Annotated in this window: 18 protein-coding genes; 1 reads left to right on the top strand and 17 read right to left on the bottom strand. The window is 58.1% G+C overall.

Going from position 1 to position 19,214, the window contains the following annotated elements; all coding sequences use genetic code 11:
• Nucleotide 1: 1 nt before the first annotated feature.
• The 6 genes from HMPREF3160_RS09515 to HMPREF3160_RS00895 form a co-directional block, all read right to left on the bottom strand.
• Nucleotides 2–940 carry a GntR family transcriptional regulator gene (locus tag HMPREF3160_RS09515; protein WP_083285222.1) on the bottom strand — a complete coding sequence of 313 codons (939 nt, stop codon included), beginning with the start codon at nucleotides 938–940 and terminating at the stop codon, nucleotides 2–4.
• A 158-nt stretch (nucleotides 941–1,098) separates the two neighbouring features.
• Nucleotides 1,099–1,500 carry a cytochrome c oxidase subunit 4 gene (locus HMPREF3160_RS00875; RefSeq protein WP_035755235.1) on the bottom strand — a complete coding sequence of 134 codons (402 nt, stop codon included), beginning with the start codon at nucleotides 1,498–1,500 and terminating at the stop codon, nucleotides 1,099–1,101.
• Between the two features lie 7 nt (nucleotides 1,501–1,507).
• Nucleotides 1,508–3,229: an aa3-type cytochrome oxidase subunit I gene (gene ctaD / locus HMPREF3160_RS00880; RefSeq protein ID WP_035755233.1), complete on the bottom strand. Its 1,722-nt coding sequence runs from the start codon at nucleotides 3,227–3,229 to the stop codon at nucleotides 1,508–1,510.
• A 6-nt stretch (nucleotides 3,230–3,235) separates the two neighbouring features.
• On the bottom strand, nucleotides 3,236–4,135 hold the full coding sequence (gene coxB / locus HMPREF3160_RS00885) for an aa3-type cytochrome oxidase subunit II (RefSeq protein ID WP_070492135.1): 900 nt from the start codon (nucleotides 4,133–4,135) through the stop codon (nucleotides 3,236–3,238).
• Between the two features lie 144 nt (nucleotides 4,136–4,279).
• Nucleotides 4,280–4,630: an iron-sulfur cluster insertion protein ErpA gene (gene erpA, locus HMPREF3160_RS00890; protein ID WP_035755232.1), complete on the bottom strand. Its 351-nt coding sequence runs from the start codon at nucleotides 4,628–4,630 to the stop codon at nucleotides 4,280–4,282.
• Nucleotides 4,631–4,754: 124 nt separating this feature from the next.
• Nucleotides 4,755–6,170 carry a dipeptidase gene (locus HMPREF3160_RS00895; RefSeq protein ID WP_070506515.1) on the bottom strand — a complete coding sequence of 472 codons (1,416 nt, stop codon included), beginning with the start codon at nucleotides 6,168–6,170 and terminating at the stop codon, nucleotides 4,755–4,757.
• A gap of 83 nt (nucleotides 6,171–6,253) precedes the next feature.
• Between HMPREF3160_RS00895 and HMPREF3160_RS00900 the strand changes: the two genes are divergently transcribed.
• Nucleotides 6,254–6,865, top strand: coding sequence for a DUF3043 domain-containing protein (locus HMPREF3160_RS00900; protein ID WP_035755227.1), 612 nt, complete (start codon nucleotides 6,254–6,256; stop codon nucleotides 6,863–6,865).
• 117 nt (nucleotides 6,866–6,982) lie between these two features.
• Here the strand turns inward: HMPREF3160_RS00900 and HMPREF3160_RS00905 are convergent, their stop codons facing one another.
• The 11 genes from HMPREF3160_RS00905 to hrcA form a co-directional block, all read right to left on the bottom strand.
• Nucleotides 6,983–8,056, bottom strand: coding sequence for a quinone-dependent dihydroorotate dehydrogenase (locus HMPREF3160_RS00905; RefSeq protein WP_070506518.1), 1,074 nt, complete (start codon nucleotides 8,054–8,056; stop codon nucleotides 6,983–6,985).
• Nucleotides 8,057–8,115: 59 nt separating this feature from the next.
• Nucleotides 8,116–8,949, bottom strand: a complete 834-nt coding sequence (locus HMPREF3160_RS00910; RefSeq protein ID WP_256173735.1) for an isoprenyl transferase — start codon at nucleotides 8,947–8,949, stop codon at nucleotides 8,116–8,118.
• A gap of 20 nt (nucleotides 8,950–8,969) precedes the next feature.
• Nucleotides 8,970–9,734: a DNA repair protein RecO gene (gene recO / locus HMPREF3160_RS00915; protein ID WP_070506520.1), complete on the bottom strand. Its 765-nt coding sequence runs from the start codon at nucleotides 9,732–9,734 to the stop codon at nucleotides 8,970–8,972.
• A gap of 105 nt (nucleotides 9,735–9,839) precedes the next feature.
• Nucleotides 9,840–11,600, bottom strand: a complete 1,761-nt coding sequence (gene leuA, locus HMPREF3160_RS00920) for a 2-isopropylmalate synthase (protein ID WP_035755220.1) — start codon at nucleotides 11,598–11,600, stop codon at nucleotides 9,840–9,842.
• 262 nt (nucleotides 11,601–11,862) lie between these two features.
• Nucleotides 11,863–12,792: a GTPase Era gene (gene era, locus HMPREF3160_RS00925; protein WP_070506523.1), complete on the bottom strand. Its 930-nt coding sequence runs from the start codon at nucleotides 12,790–12,792 to the stop codon at nucleotides 11,863–11,865.
• Nucleotides 12,792–14,270, bottom strand: coding sequence for a hemolysin family protein (locus HMPREF3160_RS00930; protein ID WP_070506525.1), 1,479 nt, complete (start codon nucleotides 14,268–14,270; stop codon nucleotides 12,792–12,794). Before HMPREF3160_RS00930 ends, era begins: the two co-directional genes overlap by 1 nt.
• Before the next feature lie 3 nt (nucleotides 14,271–14,273).
• Nucleotides 14,274–14,750 (bottom strand): rRNA maturation RNase YbeY, encoded by a 477-nt coding sequence (ybeY, locus tag HMPREF3160_RS00935; protein WP_035755217.1) that lies wholly within the window; start codon nucleotides 14,748–14,750, stop codon nucleotides 14,274–14,276.
• Nucleotides 14,747–15,907 carry a PhoH family protein gene (locus tag HMPREF3160_RS00940; RefSeq protein ID WP_083285226.1) on the bottom strand — a complete coding sequence of 387 codons (1,161 nt, stop codon included), beginning with the start codon at nucleotides 15,905–15,907 and terminating at the stop codon, nucleotides 14,747–14,749. The genes ybeY and HMPREF3160_RS00940 overlap by 4 nt, the downstream gene beginning before the upstream one ends.
• Before the next feature lie 98 nt (nucleotides 15,908–16,005).
• Nucleotides 16,006–16,785, bottom strand: coding sequence for a 16S rRNA (uracil(1498)-N(3))-methyltransferase (locus HMPREF3160_RS00945; protein ID WP_070506530.1), 780 nt, complete (start codon nucleotides 16,783–16,785; stop codon nucleotides 16,006–16,008).
• A 21-nt stretch (nucleotides 16,786–16,806) separates the two neighbouring features.
• On the bottom strand, nucleotides 16,807–17,934 hold the full coding sequence (gene dnaJ / locus HMPREF3160_RS00950; protein WP_070506533.1) for a molecular chaperone DnaJ: 1,128 nt from the start codon (nucleotides 17,932–17,934) through the stop codon (nucleotides 16,807–16,809).
• A 90-nt stretch (nucleotides 17,935–18,024) separates the two neighbouring features.
• Nucleotides 18,025–19,071 (bottom strand): heat-inducible transcriptional repressor HrcA, encoded by a 1,047-nt coding sequence (hrcA, locus tag HMPREF3160_RS00955; RefSeq protein ID WP_035755370.1) that lies wholly within the window; start codon nucleotides 19,069–19,071, stop codon nucleotides 18,025–18,027.
• Nucleotides 19,072–19,214 lie beyond the last annotated feature (143 nt).

The raw sequence follows: 19,214 nt of genomic DNA on the forward strand, positions 1-19,214 counted from the left end.
TCTACTGGCGCCTGAGATCAAGCCTGATCGGGAAAGCCTCAGGCCTATAGAACGTACCGCTAAAGACCACTACCTCATCTCCGGCGAACTGGTGCCGCACAATTTGGAGAAGCGCTGCACCGGAACTCAGATTCAACATTCGCTCCTGCATCAATGTGGCTGTGACAGCCTCGATCTGTTCGAGTGAACGATTCAACGACACGCCGCAACGCTCATCCAGATGCTTCTCTATCCGAGCGCTGGGAGGCCCTTCTAAGAGGCCCGCAGTGCGCCGCAACGCAACGTACATCTCTTCAACCGCGACAGGTGCGCTATCGGCGCTGTGCAGCCGCTGCAGGTACAGGATCTCCTCACCCCGCTCAAGACGAAGCTCTCGCGCAAGAAGATTCGTCGCCTTCACAACCTCGTGACGGATCAAGCGAACGCTTGGGGTGCGGTGCCGTAAACGCATCTCCTCAGCGAAGGTGCGTAGCCCATACGTGGGCGGCGTGGAGGTTGGCCGGGCTGAACGTGTCCCCCTGCCCGGCTGAACGCGAACATAACCTTCCCTGGCTAGTGTTTCGACAGCATTCCTCAGCGTCGTACGGGATACCTCTAAAGCCTCAGCTAGGGGCCTCTCCCCCGGTAAACGCGTTCCTGGCGGTATCTGCAGCAGAACGCCACGCAAAGCCTCTGTGAGGCCGTCTGAACGTTTATAGGATTCCCTGCTGCGTTGCCCCCGGGAGGCTGGCCCTTGCGCTCCCATCGGGTGATGTTTCCAAGCGTCTACGAGTCCTTGCAGGATGAGGTCCGTATTGGTGACGGCCTGCTCTGTGGGAGTTGCCAACGGCTTTGAGGATGCCGGTAGTTCTTGTGTTGGCGGTGGTTCTTGCGTTGGTGAAGCTTCCTGTGTTGCCGGATTGTCGTGAGTGCTCTCGGTGCTGATTGACAAGTTCTTCATTGAACGTCCTGCCGCGGAAGGTCTGACACGTGAAGATGAGAAACGACGAGGGCTTACGTTTCAACTATATCGGCAACAAGATACTTTCGATCGTTAAATGTTTGAAGGGGCTTCCGCACCGTGGTGCGGAAGCCCCTTCAAACTATGTCAGCTGGTATTTAGTGGCGGTAGGAGCCTCGGTTGAGTTCGAACGCCCAACCGAGGACGCCGACTGCTACAGCACCTAGGCCGAGGTAGAAAACCCACCAGCCGATGGCCAGGCCTGCGAAGCCGATGGCTACGCCAGCCCCGAGCATCAGTGGCCACCAGGACCACGGAGTGAACTGACCGTAGATGCCAGCGCGCTCAGCGATCTCACCCTCAGTGTCATCCTCCGGCAGGTTGTCGGACAGCTTAGCGTGCTTGTTGAAGTAGTAGCCGATCATGCCGGTCATCAGACCAAGCAATACCAGTGCTGGGAAACCTACCCACTCCTCGAAGCTCGTCATGAAACCGTAGACGATTCCAATCGGAATGAAGAACAGAACACCAGCTAAGAAAAAGTAACCACTAATTTTCATAACTTAATCACTTATCTCCCTGGTCAGCCGGACCGAAGACCGATGCCACTGGGCCAGTTGGCGTTACACGACCCGAAGCGAGTTCTGGGTGGTGCAGGTCCAGTGCCGGACGCTCGGAACGGATACGTGGCAGCGAGTAGAAGTTGTGACGTGGCAGTGGGCAAGGCGTTGCCCACTCGAGCGAGGCGCCAAAGCCCCACGGGTCATCAACCTGTACGCGGCGGCCGTTGCGGTGGGTGATGAATACGTTCAAGAAGAACGGAATCATCGAGATCGCGAGGATCATGGAACCAACCGTGGATACCTGGTTCATGGCGGTGAAGCCATCGGAATGCAGGTAGTCAGCGTAGCGACGTGGCATACCCATGACGCCGAGCCAGTGCTGAACCAGGAAGGTCAGGTGGAAACCGATGAACACGAGCCAGAAGTGGATCTTGCCGAGGCGCTCGTTGAGCATCTTGCCGGTCCACTTTGGCCACCAGAAGTAGAAGCCTGCGAACATCGCGAACACGACGGTACCGAAGATCACGTAGTGGAAGTGAGCCACAACGAAGTAGGTATCGGAAACGTGGAAGTCCAGCGGTGCCGAAGACAACGTAATACCGGTCAGACCACCGAAGAGGAAGGTCGTGAGGAAGCCGAGGCTCCAGATCATTGGAGTCTCAAACGTGATGGATCCTCGCCATAGAGTGCCGAGCCAGTTGAAGAACTTCACACCGGTTGGTACCGCGATCAGCATGGTCATGAAACCGAAGAACGGAAGCATGACGGAGCCAGTCACGTACATGTGGTGCGCCCAGACCGCAACCGAGAGGGCAGCAATCGCGATGGTTGCAAAGACGAGGCCCTTGTAACCGAAGATCGGCTTACGGGAGAAGACCGGGAAGATCTCAGACACAACACCGAAGAACGGCAGCGCGAGAATGTAGACCTCTGGGTGACCGAAGAACCAGAACAGGTGCTGCCAGAGAACCGGGCCACCATTGGAGGCATCGAAGATCTGGGCACCCAAGCGGCGGTCAGCGCCGAGGGCGAACAGTGCTGCTGCGAACGGTGGGAACGCCATGAGGATCAGCATCGAGGTAATCAGCGTGTTCCAGGAGAAGATGGACATACGCCACATGGTCATACCCGGTGCACGCAAGGTGATGATCGTGGTGATGAAGTTCACCGCACCGAAGATGGTACCGAAACCCTGAAGTGCCAGACCGAAGACCCAGAGGTCAGCGCCCAAACCAGGGCTGAAGGTCGAGGAAGCAAGTGGGGCGTAACCGAACCAACCGAAGGATGCTGCACCCTGAGGGGTGATGTAGCCAGACATCGCGATGAGCGAGCCGAACAGGAAGAACCAGAAAGCCAGCGCGTTCAGACGTGGGAAGGCCACATCCGGTGCACCAATCTGTACTGGCATGAGGACGTTGGCGAAGCCAGCGAACAGCGGCGTACCAAACATCAGCAACATCAAGGTACCGTGCATCGTGAACAGCTGGTTGTACTGCTCCTTGGTGTGCAGGATCTGCATACCTGGCTCGAAGAGCTCTGCACGGATCAGCAACGCCATGACACCGGCGATGCAGAAGAAAATAAACGCGGAGATCAGGTAAAGGTAACCGATCTTCTTGTGGTCAGTCGTCGTAATCCAGTCGACGATGATGCGGCCCTTGGACTTAGGCACCACCGGCTGACTTACGGTGCGAGACTCGTTGGACGAGTATTCAAAAGTTGCCACGAGTCATCACTTCCCTTCTCGGCTTGGCTCTTCTTCGCCAGTCAGACGATGGTAGGAAGGATCGTTAGTCGGAGTAACCTCAAGACGGTTGTACTCCTCCTTCAAGCTACCCTTCTCCATCTTCGCGAGCTGGTTCTTGAATTCTTCCTCGGAGACAACCTTGACCTGGAAGATCATCTCGGAGTGGTATTCACCGCAAAGCTCAGCACACTTACCTGCGTAGGTGCCTTCCTTCTGCGGGGTGAGCCACATGTGGTTCTGCTTACCTGGGATCATGTCCATCTTCTGAAGGAATGCAGGAATCCAGAACGAGTGGATCACGTCACGCGAGTTCAACTTGAAGTGAACCGGAACGTTAACTGGGAGGTAGAGCGTCGGGAGCTTGGACTCGTCAACGACCTTGCCCGGCTCGTGCACCTGGGTCGTAACCTCGTAGCGCTGATCGCCTTCGTAGTCGTAGTTGAAGTCCCAAGCCCACTGCTTGCCGTAGACGTTAACGGTCAGCGGAGAGTCAACTGGGGTGTCAACCTTCTGCTGCGTGCGGTGGGTGAAAGTAAAGAAGGTCATGATAATGGCGATCGGGACCGCCGTGTAGAAGACCTCGAGTGGCAGCGAGTAGCTCAGCTGCTTTGGATAACCGGTATCGCCCTTGCGGCGGCGGTAGGCAACGATGCACCACAGAGCCAAGCCCCAGGTAATCAAACCGATTACCAACGAGGCGATCCAGGAGTGATTCCACAGCTCCGCGAGTGAGCGAGTGTGGTTGGTCGTGTCCAGATCTTCCAGGGGCAGGAAGCCATTCTTGGACACGGGGGTGCATCCCGCGAGGGCTAGTGCCCCAACGGCAAGGATCCCGCCGAAGACCTTGGTCTTGACGCGACCGCTGGTCCGAACTTGCGAACTCACAGACGGCCCTTCCTCTTGAGTGTATGCGGATGACGTGATGGTAAGCGGCGGCCGGTGGAGAAACTGGCACACCTACTCTCCTTAGAGAGTACCGTTCTTTGCGCTCTGACGCACAGTTGGCGCGCCGAATGCACTTAATGTTGGTCAGTGGAACGAGTCGCCGCAGGCGCATGAACCCGCAGCGTTCGGGTTATCAATCGTGAAGCCGACCTTCTCGATGGAATCCTCGAAATCTACGGTCGATCCCGCAAGATACGGAGCCGACATCTGATCCACGATCAGCTCGACACCATCGAAATCACGGATGGCGTCGCCGTCGAGGACACGCTCGTCGAAGTACAGCTGGTAGATCAGACCCGAACAACCGCCGGGTTGTACAGCGACCCGTAGTCGAAGATCATCGCGGCCTTCCTGCTGAAGCAGTTCACGAACCTTAGTGGCAGCACCATCAGTCAAAGTGACTTCATGGCTTGCAGTCTCTGCAGCTGTTGTCATGAGAAACCTCCATACCCAGCACGCCGGATATCCAGCATGCTGTGTGCCTTGTTGCGGTCATCGAAGGCGATATTTCTATTGCCATCGGAAAACCTTGTTTTGTCTCTAGTGTAGTCCGAGGACCTTAGCTGTTGGCCGCTTCAGTGGCCAGATGCGTAAGCAATAGAGCTTCCGAAAGTGTTGCCTTGAAGAAGTCTTCAATATGTAGCGATTCGTTGGCCGAATGTGCTCGGGTATCCGGGTCTTCAATACCGGTGACGAGAATCTCGGCGTCTGGGAAGACCGCCTGGAGGTCGCCGATGAATGGGATCGAGCCTCCAAGCCCCATTTCCACTGGCTTGACGTTCCATGCTTGCTCAAGGGCCCACATCTTCGCCTGAGCAGCCGGCGAGGAGGTATCGGTCGCGAAGGACGGGCCAACCTCCGTGGTCTTATAGCTAATCTCGGCACCGAAGATGTCTTGATTCGCAAAGTGCTCTTCCATAGCTTTCGCCGCCAACGCCGGGTCCTGGCCCGGTGCTAGACGCACTGAAACTTTGCCCCGCACCATCGGGATGATCGTATTGGAAGACAGCGACACGTTGGTGATGTCCATACCGATGAGCGAAATGGCTGGCTTGCGCCACAAACGATCCGCGATCGAACCGGTGCCTGCCAAACGTAAGCCCTCAACTACGTTGGCATCGGCTCGGAAATCAGCCTCGTCATAGTCGATCTCGGCAGTCGAGGCGACGGCCAGCCCCTCAACTGCCACGTCACCGTTCTCGTTGTGGAGGGTTGCGACCAAGCGTGCCGCGATCGTCGGGGCGTCCAGAACGGGGCCCCCAAAGACACCTGAGTGAACAGCGTGCTCAAGTACCCGAACCTCGAACTCTCCTGCCGTGAGGCCACGTAGCGACGTGGTCAAGGCAGGCTGGCCGACCTTCCAGTTGCTCGAATCAGCAACAATGATGACCTCAGCTGCCAGCGCATCGCGATTCTCTTGCAGGAAGTTAGCGAACGATGGCGAACCGACTTCCTCTTCACCTTCGATGAAATATGTCAAGCCAAGCCCGGTCGCGGCTGCTACCTGGTCGATAGCGCGTAGCGCTCCAAGGTGGACCATGATGCCTGCTTTATCGTCGGCCGTGCCGCGGCCATACAGGCGCCCATTGACCTCAGTGGCTTTCCACGGGTCCGTGTTCCATAGCTCCACGTCCCCGGTGGGCTGTACGTCGTGGTGGGCGTACATGAGCACGGTAGGCATACCGTCTGCTGCTTTGCGACGCGCGATGATAGCCGGGCGGCCCTGCGCCCCATCAGGGCGAGCAGCGGAGAGAATACGGACGTCTTCGAGGCCAGCTGAACGGAACAGCTCAGCCACCGCTTCCGCGGAATCGATCACCGGTTGCGGGGCAAGATCATCCCACGCGACCGAAGGGATCTCAACGAGTGCGCTCAGCTCTTTGATGAGCTGTTCACGTTGGCCATCAACTGCTGAACGCAGCTGATCGACCACATCAGGTGAGACAACGGAAAAGGGTTCGTTTGTTTCAGTCATAGAACCAACACTAATACGGTGACCAAGGCCAATAACACGTCGCGTGTTCGGTAATTGAGCCAAAGGCCGATAGGATTGGGGCCGTGTTTGGTCGTAAAAAGAATGAACGGGCGGGCAAAGCTCAAACGAATGCCCCCGAGCCTGTAGTGGAAGAAGACAAGGGCCGCTCCCCTAGCGCTAAGAAGGGCCCCACCCCTTCACGCCGTGAACAGGAAGCAAAGAACCGCCGCCCTTTGGTAGGTGGCTCCCCTGCTGTTGCGAAGCAGCGTCAGCGTGAGCGCCGCGCCGCTGAGGCCGCGCGTATCCGTGAAGGGATGCGTACCGGGGATGAACGCTACCTGCTCGCCCGCGACAAGGGGCCACAGCGCCGCTACGCCCGTGAATTCATCGACGCCCGAACATCCATCGGTGAGACCCTGCTCATCGTTGTGGTGCTCTTCCTGGTCACTTCGCTTCTAATGTCCTCGATCCTGCCTCCCGAGGCGCAGGCGAACATGGTCTTCATCATGTGGATCTACCTGTTCATCGTGATTGTGGATGGCATCTGGGCAAGCCGCCAGCTCAAGAAGCGTTTGTTGTTGAAATTCGGTGAGGTCGAGAAGGGAACGATGTGGTACGCATTCATGCGTGCGCTGCAGTTCCGCCCGATGCGCCAACCAAAACCACAGAATAAGCGCGGCGAATACCCTGAGTGATAATCCGCCGGTGCTAGCACCGCGGTCTAATGCTCAATACACAACGGTTCGGGACCCTGACAGGGTCCCGAACCGTGTTTAAGGGAAGCTACCGTGCAGTAAGTGAGGCGTTGGCCGCTAAGCAGCCTTGCGTTTATAGGCTTTCTTGAGTGCACGGTTGATGCGGTGGACCCAGAACGGACCTTCATACAAGAAAGCGGTATAGCCCTGGACTAGATCAGCGCCTGCTTCGATGCGTTCAATCACGTCCTCGCCGGTAGTGACACCGCCAACGGAGATGATCGCGATCTCTTCTGCGAGTGCCTCACGCAGTATCTCTAGCACCTCGATCGAACGTTCCCGCAGAGGCTGGCCCGACAAACCGCCAGCACCCAGGGCAACGACCTCATTCGTCGGTGTTGAAAGTGGCTCCCGCTTGATCGTGGTGTTGGTAGCAATCACCGCATCGAGCCCCACATCTTGAGCCAAGCGGGCAACATCGCGGACATCCTCATCAGCAAGATCCGGGGCGATCTTCACCGCCAACGGAACACGGCGGTCGGTAACCGCCGCATCGGCTTCCTCGCGAACGGCCGCTAGCAGCGGACGTAACGCCTCAATATCCTGCAGCATCCGCAAGCCCGGTGTGTTCGGCGAAGAAACGTTCACGACCATGTAATCCGCGTACGGCGCCAGAGTGCGGGCCGAAAGCCGGTAATCATCAACAGCGTTCTCAAGCTCAACCACTTTGGTTTTACCGATGTTCACGCCGATGATCGGGCGGATACCGGCGCGGCGGTTCAAAACCTCCCGCGTGCGGGCCAAACGTGGAGCGATCGCTGCAGCACCCTCGTTATTGAAACCCATCCGGTTGATAATCGCCTTGTCCTCAACCAGACGGAACAAGCGAGGCTGAGGGTTTCCATCCTGAGCCTGCCCTGTGACCGTACCCACCTCGATGTGGCCGAACCCCAGGTTAGTCAGCGCAGTGGTTCCCTCGCCGTGCTTATCGAAACCGGCCGCTAGCCCGAAAGCTGAAGGGAAGGTCAAGCCCATTGCCCGCACGGGAGTCGACGGGCGCGTCAAGCGACGCAAAACCGCGCCAAGGCCGCATTTTTCGACCAAGCGGATCATCGAAAAACCGAGGTGGTGAGCTTTCTCCGCATCCATGCGAGAAAACGCAAGCTTAAAAAACGTAGGGTAAAAACGCATCAAGCAACTTCCTGATCAGTACAACGTTCCAGACCAATACAGTGCCCATAGTGCATGGGCTAAACCTCGCCGTTTATAGCAGGGGACGAACCAGGCTGGGAACCTAACGACACCGGCTTATTCACCGCGCCACCGAAACGGCGATCCCGCGAAACATACTGGCCCAACGCGTCCCAGAACACTTCACGGCTCATATCCGGCCACAACGTATCCAAGAAAACCAGTTCCGCATACGCCGACTGCCATAGAAGAAAATTCGAAATCCGGTGCTCGCCCGAGGTGCGCAAAAACAGATCCACATCAGGAAGATCCGGCTGATACATCCGTGCGTTCAACGCTTTCTCAGTGACACCCCGCTCAGACAGCGCACCGGAGGCAACAGCGGAGGCGATCTCGCGCACGGCACGCATGATCTCCGAACGGCCGCCGTAATTGACGCACATCACCAGGTCCATGACGGTGTTATTCCGCGTCATCTGCTCGGCAGTCCTCAACTCAGAGATGACTGACTTCCACAACCGACCACGCTCACCAGACCAACGAACACGCACACCCCACTCGTTCAACGTGTCACGCTGGCGCCGCAAAACATCGCGTGAGAAACCCATCAAGAAGCGGACCTCGTCCGGGCTACGCTTCCAGTTCTCCGTGGAGAACGCATACACCGAAACATGCTTAATGCCAGCCTCGATGGCTCCTGCGACAACATCGAGTAGCGCCTGCTCCCCCGCCCGGTGCCCTTCGGTACGGGGAAGGCCCCGCTGATTCGCCCATCGCCCATTGCCATCCATCACGATGCCAACATGGTGAGGCAACAAAGACCTCTTATAGTCCGGCATGAAGCGGACAGCCCCTTGGCCTGGTGCTGGAACTGAAGCGGAAACATCAGCCACTATGAGCGCAAACCTCCGATTCAAACATCCTGCGCGCGATCAAGCACACTCAACGACCTAACTGAGCGTTCGAGGTGCCACTGCACATATTGTGTCACGATCTCACCGGCCTGCCGCATCGTCACGTGATCAGCGCGCTGAACCCGTTCCCACTCCCCCGTGTTCAAAGCATCCAACAGATCCATAACTTCCGGCGTTGGGCTACGGGAACCCGCAGGCCGACAGTCGGGGCATACAGCGCCACCCAGCGGGACGTTGAGGCTACGATGCGGACCTGGCGCGCCGCATCGGACACATTCAGCGAACGAGGCCGCCCAGCCGGCAACCGCAAGAGAACGTAAAACGTACGAATCAAGCACAGCGAAAGGGTGCTGCTGCCGCGTGGCTAAAGCATTCAATGCACCGTAGAGCAACGTGAACTGGACATGCGTGGAATCGGCGTCATCACGAGTGAGCTTCTCAGCAACTTCAACCATGACCGCGGCGCAACTATAGAGGACATAGTCCGCACTCAACGTAGCGCCATACGGCTCCACGATCTGCGCCTGGGTTACGGTATCCAGGTTCCTGCCTTGAACAAGCTGCACATCGATCACCATGCCCGGCTCCAAAACCGCACCGAACCGGGACGAGGTCCGGCGTACACCCTTCGCGACCGCCCGCACCTGCCCGTGCGATTGCGTCAGCAACACCACGATCCGGTCCGCTTCAGCGAGCTTATAGTGGCGCAACACGATAGCGAGGTCCTTATAAGAACGCGCAGAGAAAGTTGAACCACGGGCCATGCTTACAGCCTATAGACCTATGCCGTAGACAGACGTGGGTGGGGCGTGCGTTGATGCGCTCGCCCCACCCACAACAATGCCTGCTACCGGAATCGGTGCGAGGGTTTAGGAAGCAGCGGTGCCTGCCGCTTGACGGTCACGGATCGCACGGTTGACTGCCGAGATCACAGCGTTCAAGCCAGCAAGCGTCGTGTTGGTGTGGATGCCAACGCCCCACAAGACGCGGTCATCGACTGCTGCCTCGATGTAGGCGGCAGCTCGCGCCGCACCGCCGGCCTCGAGGGCGTGCTCGGTGTAATCCAAGACACGCACGTCAACACCCTCGGAGTTCAACAGGTTCACGAGCGCGTCGATCGGACCGTTACCGGAAGCGCTGCGTACACGCTCGACACCGTCGATCTTCATGGTCGCGGTGAGCTTGACTGAATCGTTTGGTTCGTGGGTGCTCTCAACATTGAGCAGACGGAAATAACCCCACTGCGAATCGTCCTGCTTGGCGGGCAGATACTCGTCGTTGAAGACCTGCCACAACTGCTCCGAGGTGACTTCGGTGCCGGAGGTTTCGGTGTGCTTCTGCACCACCTGGGAGAACTCAACCTGGTGACGGCGCGGCAGATTCAAACCGTAATCCGCCTTCAACAGGTAGGCGACCCCGCCCTTGCCGGACTGCGAATTCACACGGATCACAGCCTCGTAGGTTCGGCCAACATCGCGTGGATCGATCGGCAGGTAAGGGACAGCCCACACCATATCGTCCACGGTCTTGCCAGCTGCCGCGGCGTCGGCCTCCATCGCCTCGAAGCCCTTCTTGATCGCGTCTTGGTGCGATCCAGAGAACGCGGTGAAGACCAAATCGCCACCCCACGGGACACGCTCAGGGATCGGCATCTGGTTAGCGTATTCGACGGTGCGGCGGATCTTATCCATGTCAGAGAAATCGATCTCAGGGTCCACACCCTGGCTGAACATGTTCATACCCAGCGCAACCAGGTCCACGTTACCGGTGCGCTCACCGTTGCCGAACAAGCAACCTTCGATGCGGTCGGCACCAGCCATGTAGCCAAGCTCCGCGGCAGCAACACCGGTTCCGCGGTCATTGTGCGGGTGCAGCGAGAGGATGATGGACTCACGGTTCTTGAGGTTGCGGTGCATCCACTCGATCGAATCGGCATACACGTTCGGAGTCGCCATCTCTACCGTTGCAGGCAGATTGACGATGATCGGATTCTGCGGGGTTGCACCGAACTCCTCGACGACCTCATCGACGATCCGGCGAGCGAACTCCAGCTCGGTGCCCGTGTAGGACTCCGGCGAGTACTCGTAGACGATCTCCGTATCACCGGACATCTGCTCTTCGTATTTCTTGCACAGACGGGCACCGGTCAACGCGATATCGACGATGCCGTCCTCGTCTTGACGGAACACCACGCGGCGCTGCAAGATCGATGTCGAGTTATATAGGTGCACGATCGCACGGTGTACGCCGTCGAGGGCTTCGAACGTGCGCTCGATGAGGTGCTCACGCGACTGGGTCAGAACCTGGATCGTGACGTCTTCGGGGATCAGATCGTTATCGATGAGGTGGCGTACGAAGTCGAAATCGGTTTGGGACGCGGCCGGGAACCCCACCTCGATCTCCTTGAAACCCATCTCAACCAACAGCTGAAACAGTTTCAGCTTGCGGTCGGTGTCCATCGGGTCAACGAGTGCTTGGTTACCGTCACGCAGATCAACCGCGCACCAGCGCGGCGCCTTCGTGATCTTCTGATCCGGCCACGTACGGTCAGGCAGATCAACGGTGATCTGTTCATGAAAAGGGACGTACTTGTGTACTGGCATGCCAGATGGCTGCTGGAAATTCTTCACGGTTTAGCTCCTGTAGACGACGAATGTGCGACGGCCGAGCGCGAAAAACTCCGCAACAAAAGACTCCGCGACGAGACTCGGCCGAAACGTTTACCTTCAACCTGCCGTTGGCGCGGGGGTAAGTAAGGCTTTAGAACTGTGGCATCTCGTCGCGGCAAGCAAGAAGAAGCATGCGCACCGTGATCATGGTTAAAAGCTAACACCCGGGCCGGGGTGCTTGTGCATTCATGACGCAACTGTGGACTTACGCCTCAGCCGAGCGTTAGAAACCGAAACGGTCGAGGTGGCGGGCATTGCGCTGCCAATCTTTAGCGACCTTGACGCGGATATCGAGGTAGACCTTAGTTCCGAGCATCGCCTCGATGGATCGTCGGGCACGCTGCCCAACATCCCGTAGCCGCGAACCGCGCTTACCGATCACGATCGCCTTCTGCGAATCACGCTCAACATATAAGGTTGCGTAGATATCGGTGAGTGGATTGTCTTCCGGGCGGTCCTCACGCGGCGCCATCTCTTCGATGGTGACCGTGAGTGAATGCGGAAGTTCTTCCCGGACACCCTCGAGTGCGGCTTCGCGGATGAACTCGGAGACGAGTTTGAGTTCAGGCTGATCAGTCACGTCCCCATCGGGATACAGCGGCGGCGAGACAGGCATGTGTTCAGCCATAACGTCTTCGAGGGTTGCCAGTTGTTCACCCTTGAGTGCAGAAACCGGAACGATCGCTCTAAACCCGCCAGGCAAGAGTTCATCCCCCATCGCCTGGACTTCTAGAAGGTGGTTAGCCACGCGGGCTTTATCCACTGTGTCAGTCTTGGTGACGATCGCGATCACCGGGGTGCGTTTAACTTTAGCGAGCTGTTCAACGATGAAACGGTCCCCCGGCCCTACCGCCTGATTTGCGGGTGTGCAGAAACCTATGACATCGACTTCCCGCAACGTGTTCTCAACCAAGTCATTGAGCCGATGCCCCAGCAAAGTCCGTGGGCGGTGAATACCGGGGGTATCGACCAAGATGAGCTGATAGTTCTCGCGGTGAACAACCCCACGGATCGTGTGCCGGGTTGTTTGCGGCTTATTCGAGGTGATCGCGATCTTTTGGCCCACCAGAGCGTTCGTCAGAGTGGACTTCCCTGCGTTAGGGCGCCCGACAAGGGAAATGAAACCAGCTCGGAAATCATGTGCTGGAGGCATTAGTCCTGCTCACTTTCACGTCTCATCGAAGCCCGCTGAGCATTACCAGCGGACCCATCTTCTTCACTTAGTGTGTCACGGTCCGATACGCGCCTATCTGTTGAGCCAGCGTCCGCGTCATCCATGCGAGTGCCGTCCTCGCCCGATTGATCGCCTCGCAACCGCTCATAGCGTTGCATGGTCGTGGCACCAGCATTAGATTCACTTTCGCCATCGTCTTCTGCTTCATTGTCAACAGGTGGATCAAGTTCCGTGACGATAATCTTGCCCGGACGGTTGCGGCGACCCTCGAGGGTTCTGACCTCCATGCGTAGCCCATCGATCTCAGCGACGGAACCGACGATCGGGACCTTGCCGATGAGCTTACCCATCAACCCGGCAACCGTATCGACGTCTTCATCGCGAAGTTCGCGGTCGAAAAGTTCGCCTAGGTGTTCGATCTGGAAGCCGGCATCGACCTCATAGCTTCCGTCTTCGCGCTGCGTGTAGTCAGGTGTATCCGAATCGTATTCGTCATCGATCTCGCCTACGAGCTCTTCAAGAAGATCCTCAAGCGTGATCAGCCCCGCGGTGCCACCGTATTCATCCACAACAATCGCGAAGTGCGTGGATTCGCGCTGGAACTCTTGCAACAGCTCATTGACGTGCTTGGAATCAGGTACAAAACGGGCACGCCGAGCGACCTCGAGCACGTTGGTTGCATTCAGCTCATCCGAATAGAGGTTCCCGATCACGTCTTTGAGGTGAACGACGCCGCGAACATCGTCGCTGTCTTCACCGATCACCGGAACACGGGAGCAACCGGAACGCATGAACAGCCTGATCGCGTCTTCTGCCGAGGAATCAGCCGAAATCGTGACCATGTCTGTGCGCGGAACCATGAGGCTACGGACTAGCGTGTCATCGAGTTCAAAAACAGAGTGAATCAGTTCGGCTTCTGCATCATCGATCTGTTGGGTTTCCGATGCGCGCTCCAGCATGTCACGGAAATGTTCCTCCGTGAGGAAAGTCGCCCCAGGGCGGGCGCCCTTAGGGGTAGCCATCGCAACCAGCCACGAAGAAGCCGGGCCAAGCAGCCAGGTCAAGAACCGAACGATCCACGCCGTATAAAGTACTGTCTTTGCGGCATGGCGCTGCCCATACTGACGCGATGCGAAACCAACCACAAGAATGGACAGAACCGCAGTCACTAATGCAGCAAGCCCAGCCGCCACCAGCGGGTGTGCGAACACGAAGAAGAACGCGCATGCCAACGCGATGCCGGCCAAAGATTCGGTCCAGACTCTCCAGAACCGGATCGCATACGTGTGTTGGGTCGGTTTCGCGAGGATCTTGGGTAGAAGTTTGCGGCGTGGATGTTCCGTGAGCTCTTCAGCTGCTTGGCGGGACAACGCAAGGAAAGCGGCCTCCGCGGTGCTCAAGAGCCACGCCAGAGCGAAGAAAACACCGGCCGCGAGAAATAAGACAACGGTAGTCATGAGTTAGTTAGTTTCAGTTTCTTGAGGTGCTTCGCGGTTCAAAAACTTCGCAAGCAATTCCCGCTGCAGACCGAACATTTCAGCTTTAGCCTCAGGCTCATCGTGATCGAAACCGAGCAGATGCAGGAATCCGTGGGTCAGCAACAGACAGATCTCATCTTGGGTCGAGTGCCCTTGGGCTTCCGCTTGTTTAGCTGCTACGGTCGGGCTGATGACGATATCGCCCATGACACCCGGTGGGCTCGGATGCTGAACGGTACCTGGCCGCAACTCGTCCATGGGAAAGCTCATAACATCGGTTGTATCGGCCAGATCCAGCCAATCGATGTGCAGCTGTTCCATCGCTTCGTCATCGATGAGGGTCACGCCCAGCTCGGCATCCGGGTGGATATAGAGCTCATCCATGAGGAAAGTGGCCAGTGTTCCGAGCTGTTCGAGATCGCATTCGTGTTCGGTCTCGTTGTGGATCTCGACGCTCATGCTGACTCAGAGTCTCCTGCGGATGCAGATGCGGATGCGGACTGTGCTGCTGGTGCTTTACGGCGCTCGGCACCACTGCTTCGAGGCTCTCGTGCACGCTTGAGTTTGCCGGTGCTGATGCGCTGGTGGTCTTCGTCCCAACGCTGATATGCATCCACAATCTTGCCCACGAGGCGGTGGCGCACAACGTCTTCGGCTGAAAGCTCACAGATAGCGATGTCATCGATCCCATCGAGGATGTCCAACACAATCCCGAGCCCGGATGTTTTGCCACCCGGAAGGTCGATCTGTGTGATGTCGCCGGTGACGACAATATGCGAACGGAAACCAAGCCGAGTCAGAAACATCTTCATTTGCTCAGCGGTCGTGTTCTGCGCTTCATCGAGGATCACGAACGCGTTGTTCAACGTGCGCCCACGCATGTAAGCCAACGGGGCGACCTCGATGGTTCCGGCAGCGATCAACCGCGGAATCGATTCGTGCTCAACCATGTCGTGCAGCGCGTCATAGAGCGGCCTGAGGTAAGGGTCGATCTTGTCAGAGAGCGTGCCAGGCAGAAAGCCGAGGTTCTCGCCGGCTTCGACTGCGGGACGGGTCAGAATAATGCGGTCAACCTCGCCCGACTGCAAGGCAGCAACCGCCCGCGCCATCGCCAGATACGTTTTACCTGTACCGGCTGGACCCACACCAAACGTAATCGTGTGGGCGTCCATCGCCTCGACGTAGGCCGCCTGATTATTCGTCTTAGGTCGGATGCTCTTGCCCCGGTGGCGCAGAATCTCGCCAGTCACCGCAGGGTCGGGGTTGGCTGCCGCGAGCTGACGTTCTGCCATGATCCAGCGCTCAACCAACGTGGCTGTGACGGCGTTGCCACCAGCCGCCGCGGCGCGAGCTTGCTCCACGACGCGCCGAACAGCCTTAACACCAGCGAGCGGTCCACTCAATTCGAGTGAATCGCCGCGGGGAGCCAACGTGACTTCTGGCCACACCCCGCTGACAATCCGTAAAAGCGTATCGGCAGGGCCAAGACTGGCGACCATTGCCTGATCGGATTCAAAATCGATGCGGGCGTGTGCGATGCCAGGGTCCCCAGCAACACCATGATGAGAGGGTTTGGCTGAGCTGTTCTTTGCTGTGAAGGGCACGTGCGTGCTCATCCTCGCTTCGGTAGATATGAAGTTCGGCAGAATCCCGGTCAACCGGGATCTATCTTCAGTCTAAGACGCGCTGCCTGCGTTCTCTAGGAACACATCACCTAGGTCTTATCGCCAAGAATATGGCGGGTCAGCACCGCGCCCACCGCGCCCGCTGTGGAAGCACGCAGAATATTACTCCCCAATGAAACCAAAACCGCGCCGGCATGAGTGAGCGCCTCGACTTCCGCTGGAGAGATTCCGCCTTCAGGACCCACCGCGAGCATCACATCCACATCCCATTCCGGTGGCGGAGTGGATGTTGAAGGTGGATGAGAAAGACTGCTGGCCCTGGTGGCCAGAACGTCGACAAGATACTGTGTGGCCTCCTCGTGACACACGGCAACGAGCACGCCGCGCTCGCTGGCCTGAGCAACCGCGTCGACGAGCTGTTTACTGGTGACCATCGGACCCACTGCTGGCTGATCAGCTCGGCGTGACTGCTTAGTGGCACGCACTGCCGTATCGACCCACTTCTGGTGGGCCTTCTGAGCACGCTCCCCACGCCAACGGACAATCGAGCGGTCCGCCTGCCAGGGGATGAAGGATGCCGCACCAATTTCGACACAGGTTTCAACGGCCTGTAAGTCACGATCGTTTTTCGATAGCGCCTGAATCAGGCCAACCCTCACCTCGGGTGCCGCCTGGTGGACCTCGTCGACAAGAACGCTCACGCCTGCAGGATCCACGCGGGTCAGCGTCACGATCGCCGCCCGGCCGCAACCATCCACAACCTGGATGGACTCCCCCGGCTCAAACCGCATGACACGCACGTGGTGAGCCTCAGAGGCGCACAGCTGATACGTACCGCCTGGCTGCCAGTGCGTGGATGCGGGATCCATAAACGATTTCAGCGACACCGGTCAACCCCGGAACTTCTCGCGTAGACGACTCATGAAGCCACGCTGGGCGAGCTTGCCGCGTGTGAACTGCTCGTCTCGGGCTTGGGCAAGTTGTTCAAGAAGATCACGCTGCTGCTCATCAAGATTCTTAGGGGTCTCGACGTTGACAGTGACTCGCAGATCCCCGCGGCGCCCGCCACGCAAAGACGGCACACCTAAGCCAGCCAAGGTCAATGTCTCGCCCGACTGGGTCCCAGGTTGAATATCGAGCTCTTGGTCACCATCGAACGTCTCCAGCGTGACCTCGGTGCCGAGTGCCGCCTGAGTCATCGGGACCGACAAGACCGCGTGAAGGTCGTTGCCGACGCGTTCGAAGGTCGCGTGGTTACGGACGCTGATTTCAAGGTAGAGGTCACCGTTCGGGCCTCCACCCGGACCTGCTTCGCCCTCGCCTTGCAGCTGAATCCGCGTACCCGAGTCGACACCCGCAGGGATCTTAATCGTCTTCTCGGTCTTCTCACGGACGCGACCTTCACCGTTGCATTCGGGGCACGGCTTGACCAGACGGCTACCGAAACCAGAACATGCAGGGCACTCGGAGAGAGTCATGACGTCTCCGAGCATCGAGCGGACCGGACGCTGAATATGCCCGGAGCCGTGGCATGTTTCACACGTGACTGGCTCGGTGTTGCCTTCGGTGCAGGAGCCGTGGCACAACGAACACACCACAGCCGTGGAAACCGTGATGGTCACCTCTTTACCTTGAACCGCATCGACAAGATCGATCGGAACCCGCACTAGACCGTCACGGCCCGGCTGAGTCCGTGACTTCGGTTGAGGGCGGCCACCCCCACCGCCGCCTCCGAAGAACGCATCGAAAATATCCCCGAAGCCACCGAATCCGCTGAATCCGCCGCCACCGAAACCACCGGATGCGCCGTTCTCATCGCCTGTGCGATCGTAATTGCGGCGCTTATCAGGATCAGAGAGCACCTCATAAGCGTGAGTGACCGCTTTGAACTTCTCGTGCGTGTCCTCACCCGGGTTCAAGTCAGGGTGGAGCTGACGGGCAAGCTTGCGGTAGGCGCGCTTGATTTCCTCTTCCGAAGCGTCCTGGGATACCCCCAGGGTTTCGTAGTGGTTAGCCATGACGTAAATAAGTCGCTTTCCTTGGCTGGTCTAGTTGTCTAGTCGTTTGAGTGGGCTAGCTGAATGAGTCGTATATGAATCTTTGTGCCTCTAGCTGGACAGGATGCGGCTGAGGTAACGCGCGATCGCTCGTACTGCGCCCATCGAACCTGAATAGTCCATCCGGGTAGGGCCGAGTACCCCGAGCATCGCGGAACCATTAGCTCCATAACTGCTGGCCACAACTGAGGTGTCCGTGAGCTCCGCGTGGGTGTTCTCGCTTCCGATACGGACCACAACCTGGTCGTCGTCTGCTTCCATCTCTGAAAGCAGACGCAACAAGACAACTTGCTCTTCAAGGGTTTCCAATAAACCTGTCAGATCTTTACGGAAGTCCTGTTGCGAACGGGCAAGATTCGCCGTGCCAGAAAGCACTACCCTATCGACCTGGTGCGCTGTCAACGCGGACGCGATCGCTCGGGCCACGGTGTGGGCGAAGTCCAGAAGCTGCCGCGGCAGGTTGAACCCAGTTGGGTCACCAGGTGGCGGTGAAGACACCGAAGTCAACACGCCGGTTACAGCGTGTAATGGTTTCCCGACGATGTGCTCGGCAATCTGATCGCGCACTAAAGCGACGTCCACATCAGAGACCTCGTGCGGTGCTGGCACCATGCGTTGGGTCACATCGCCGTTGCTAGCGATCACAACGACCAGAACCTGGCCTGGCCCCATCGTGAGGATCTCAACGTGCCGGATCCGCGTGTTAGAAACCTTCGGGATCTGGATGACCGCAACTTGCTGGGTCAATGCGGACAGCGCGCGTGCCGTGCGCGCAAGAACGTCGTCGAGTTCCTCCGCGCCTTCAAGTAGCTGGTGGATCGCGCGACGTTCGGCCGCCGAAAGCGGCTTGATGTCCTCGATACGGTCAACGAAATAGCGGTAGCCCTGCTCAGTCGGGATACGGCCGGCCGAGGTATGGGGTGCTTCGATGAGTCCCTGCTCCTCCAAGACCGCCATGTCGTTACGAATCGTGGCTGCCGAGACTCCAAGGTTATGCCGTTCAACGAGTGCGGCAGAACCGACCGGTTCGCGTGAGTTCACGTAATCGTCAACCACTGCGCGCAGCACATGCACGCGGCGCGCGGTTGCACGGCTCACCGGCTTATCGCTGTCTGGGCGGACCACCTGAACTCCTCCTGCCTCATCCGGAAACTACGTGCCAACTACCTGCCAGAGCCTCAGGAACCTTACAACTCTTCAGGAAACCCCTTCACGTTCCACTCTGGCACTCTAATAGCCTG

Source organism: Arthrobacter sp. HMSC06H05 (genome assembly GCF_001807395.1).
Taxonomy (GTDB): Bacteria; Actinomycetota; Actinomycetes; order Actinomycetales; family Micrococcaceae; genus Pseudoglutamicibacter; species Pseudoglutamicibacter albus.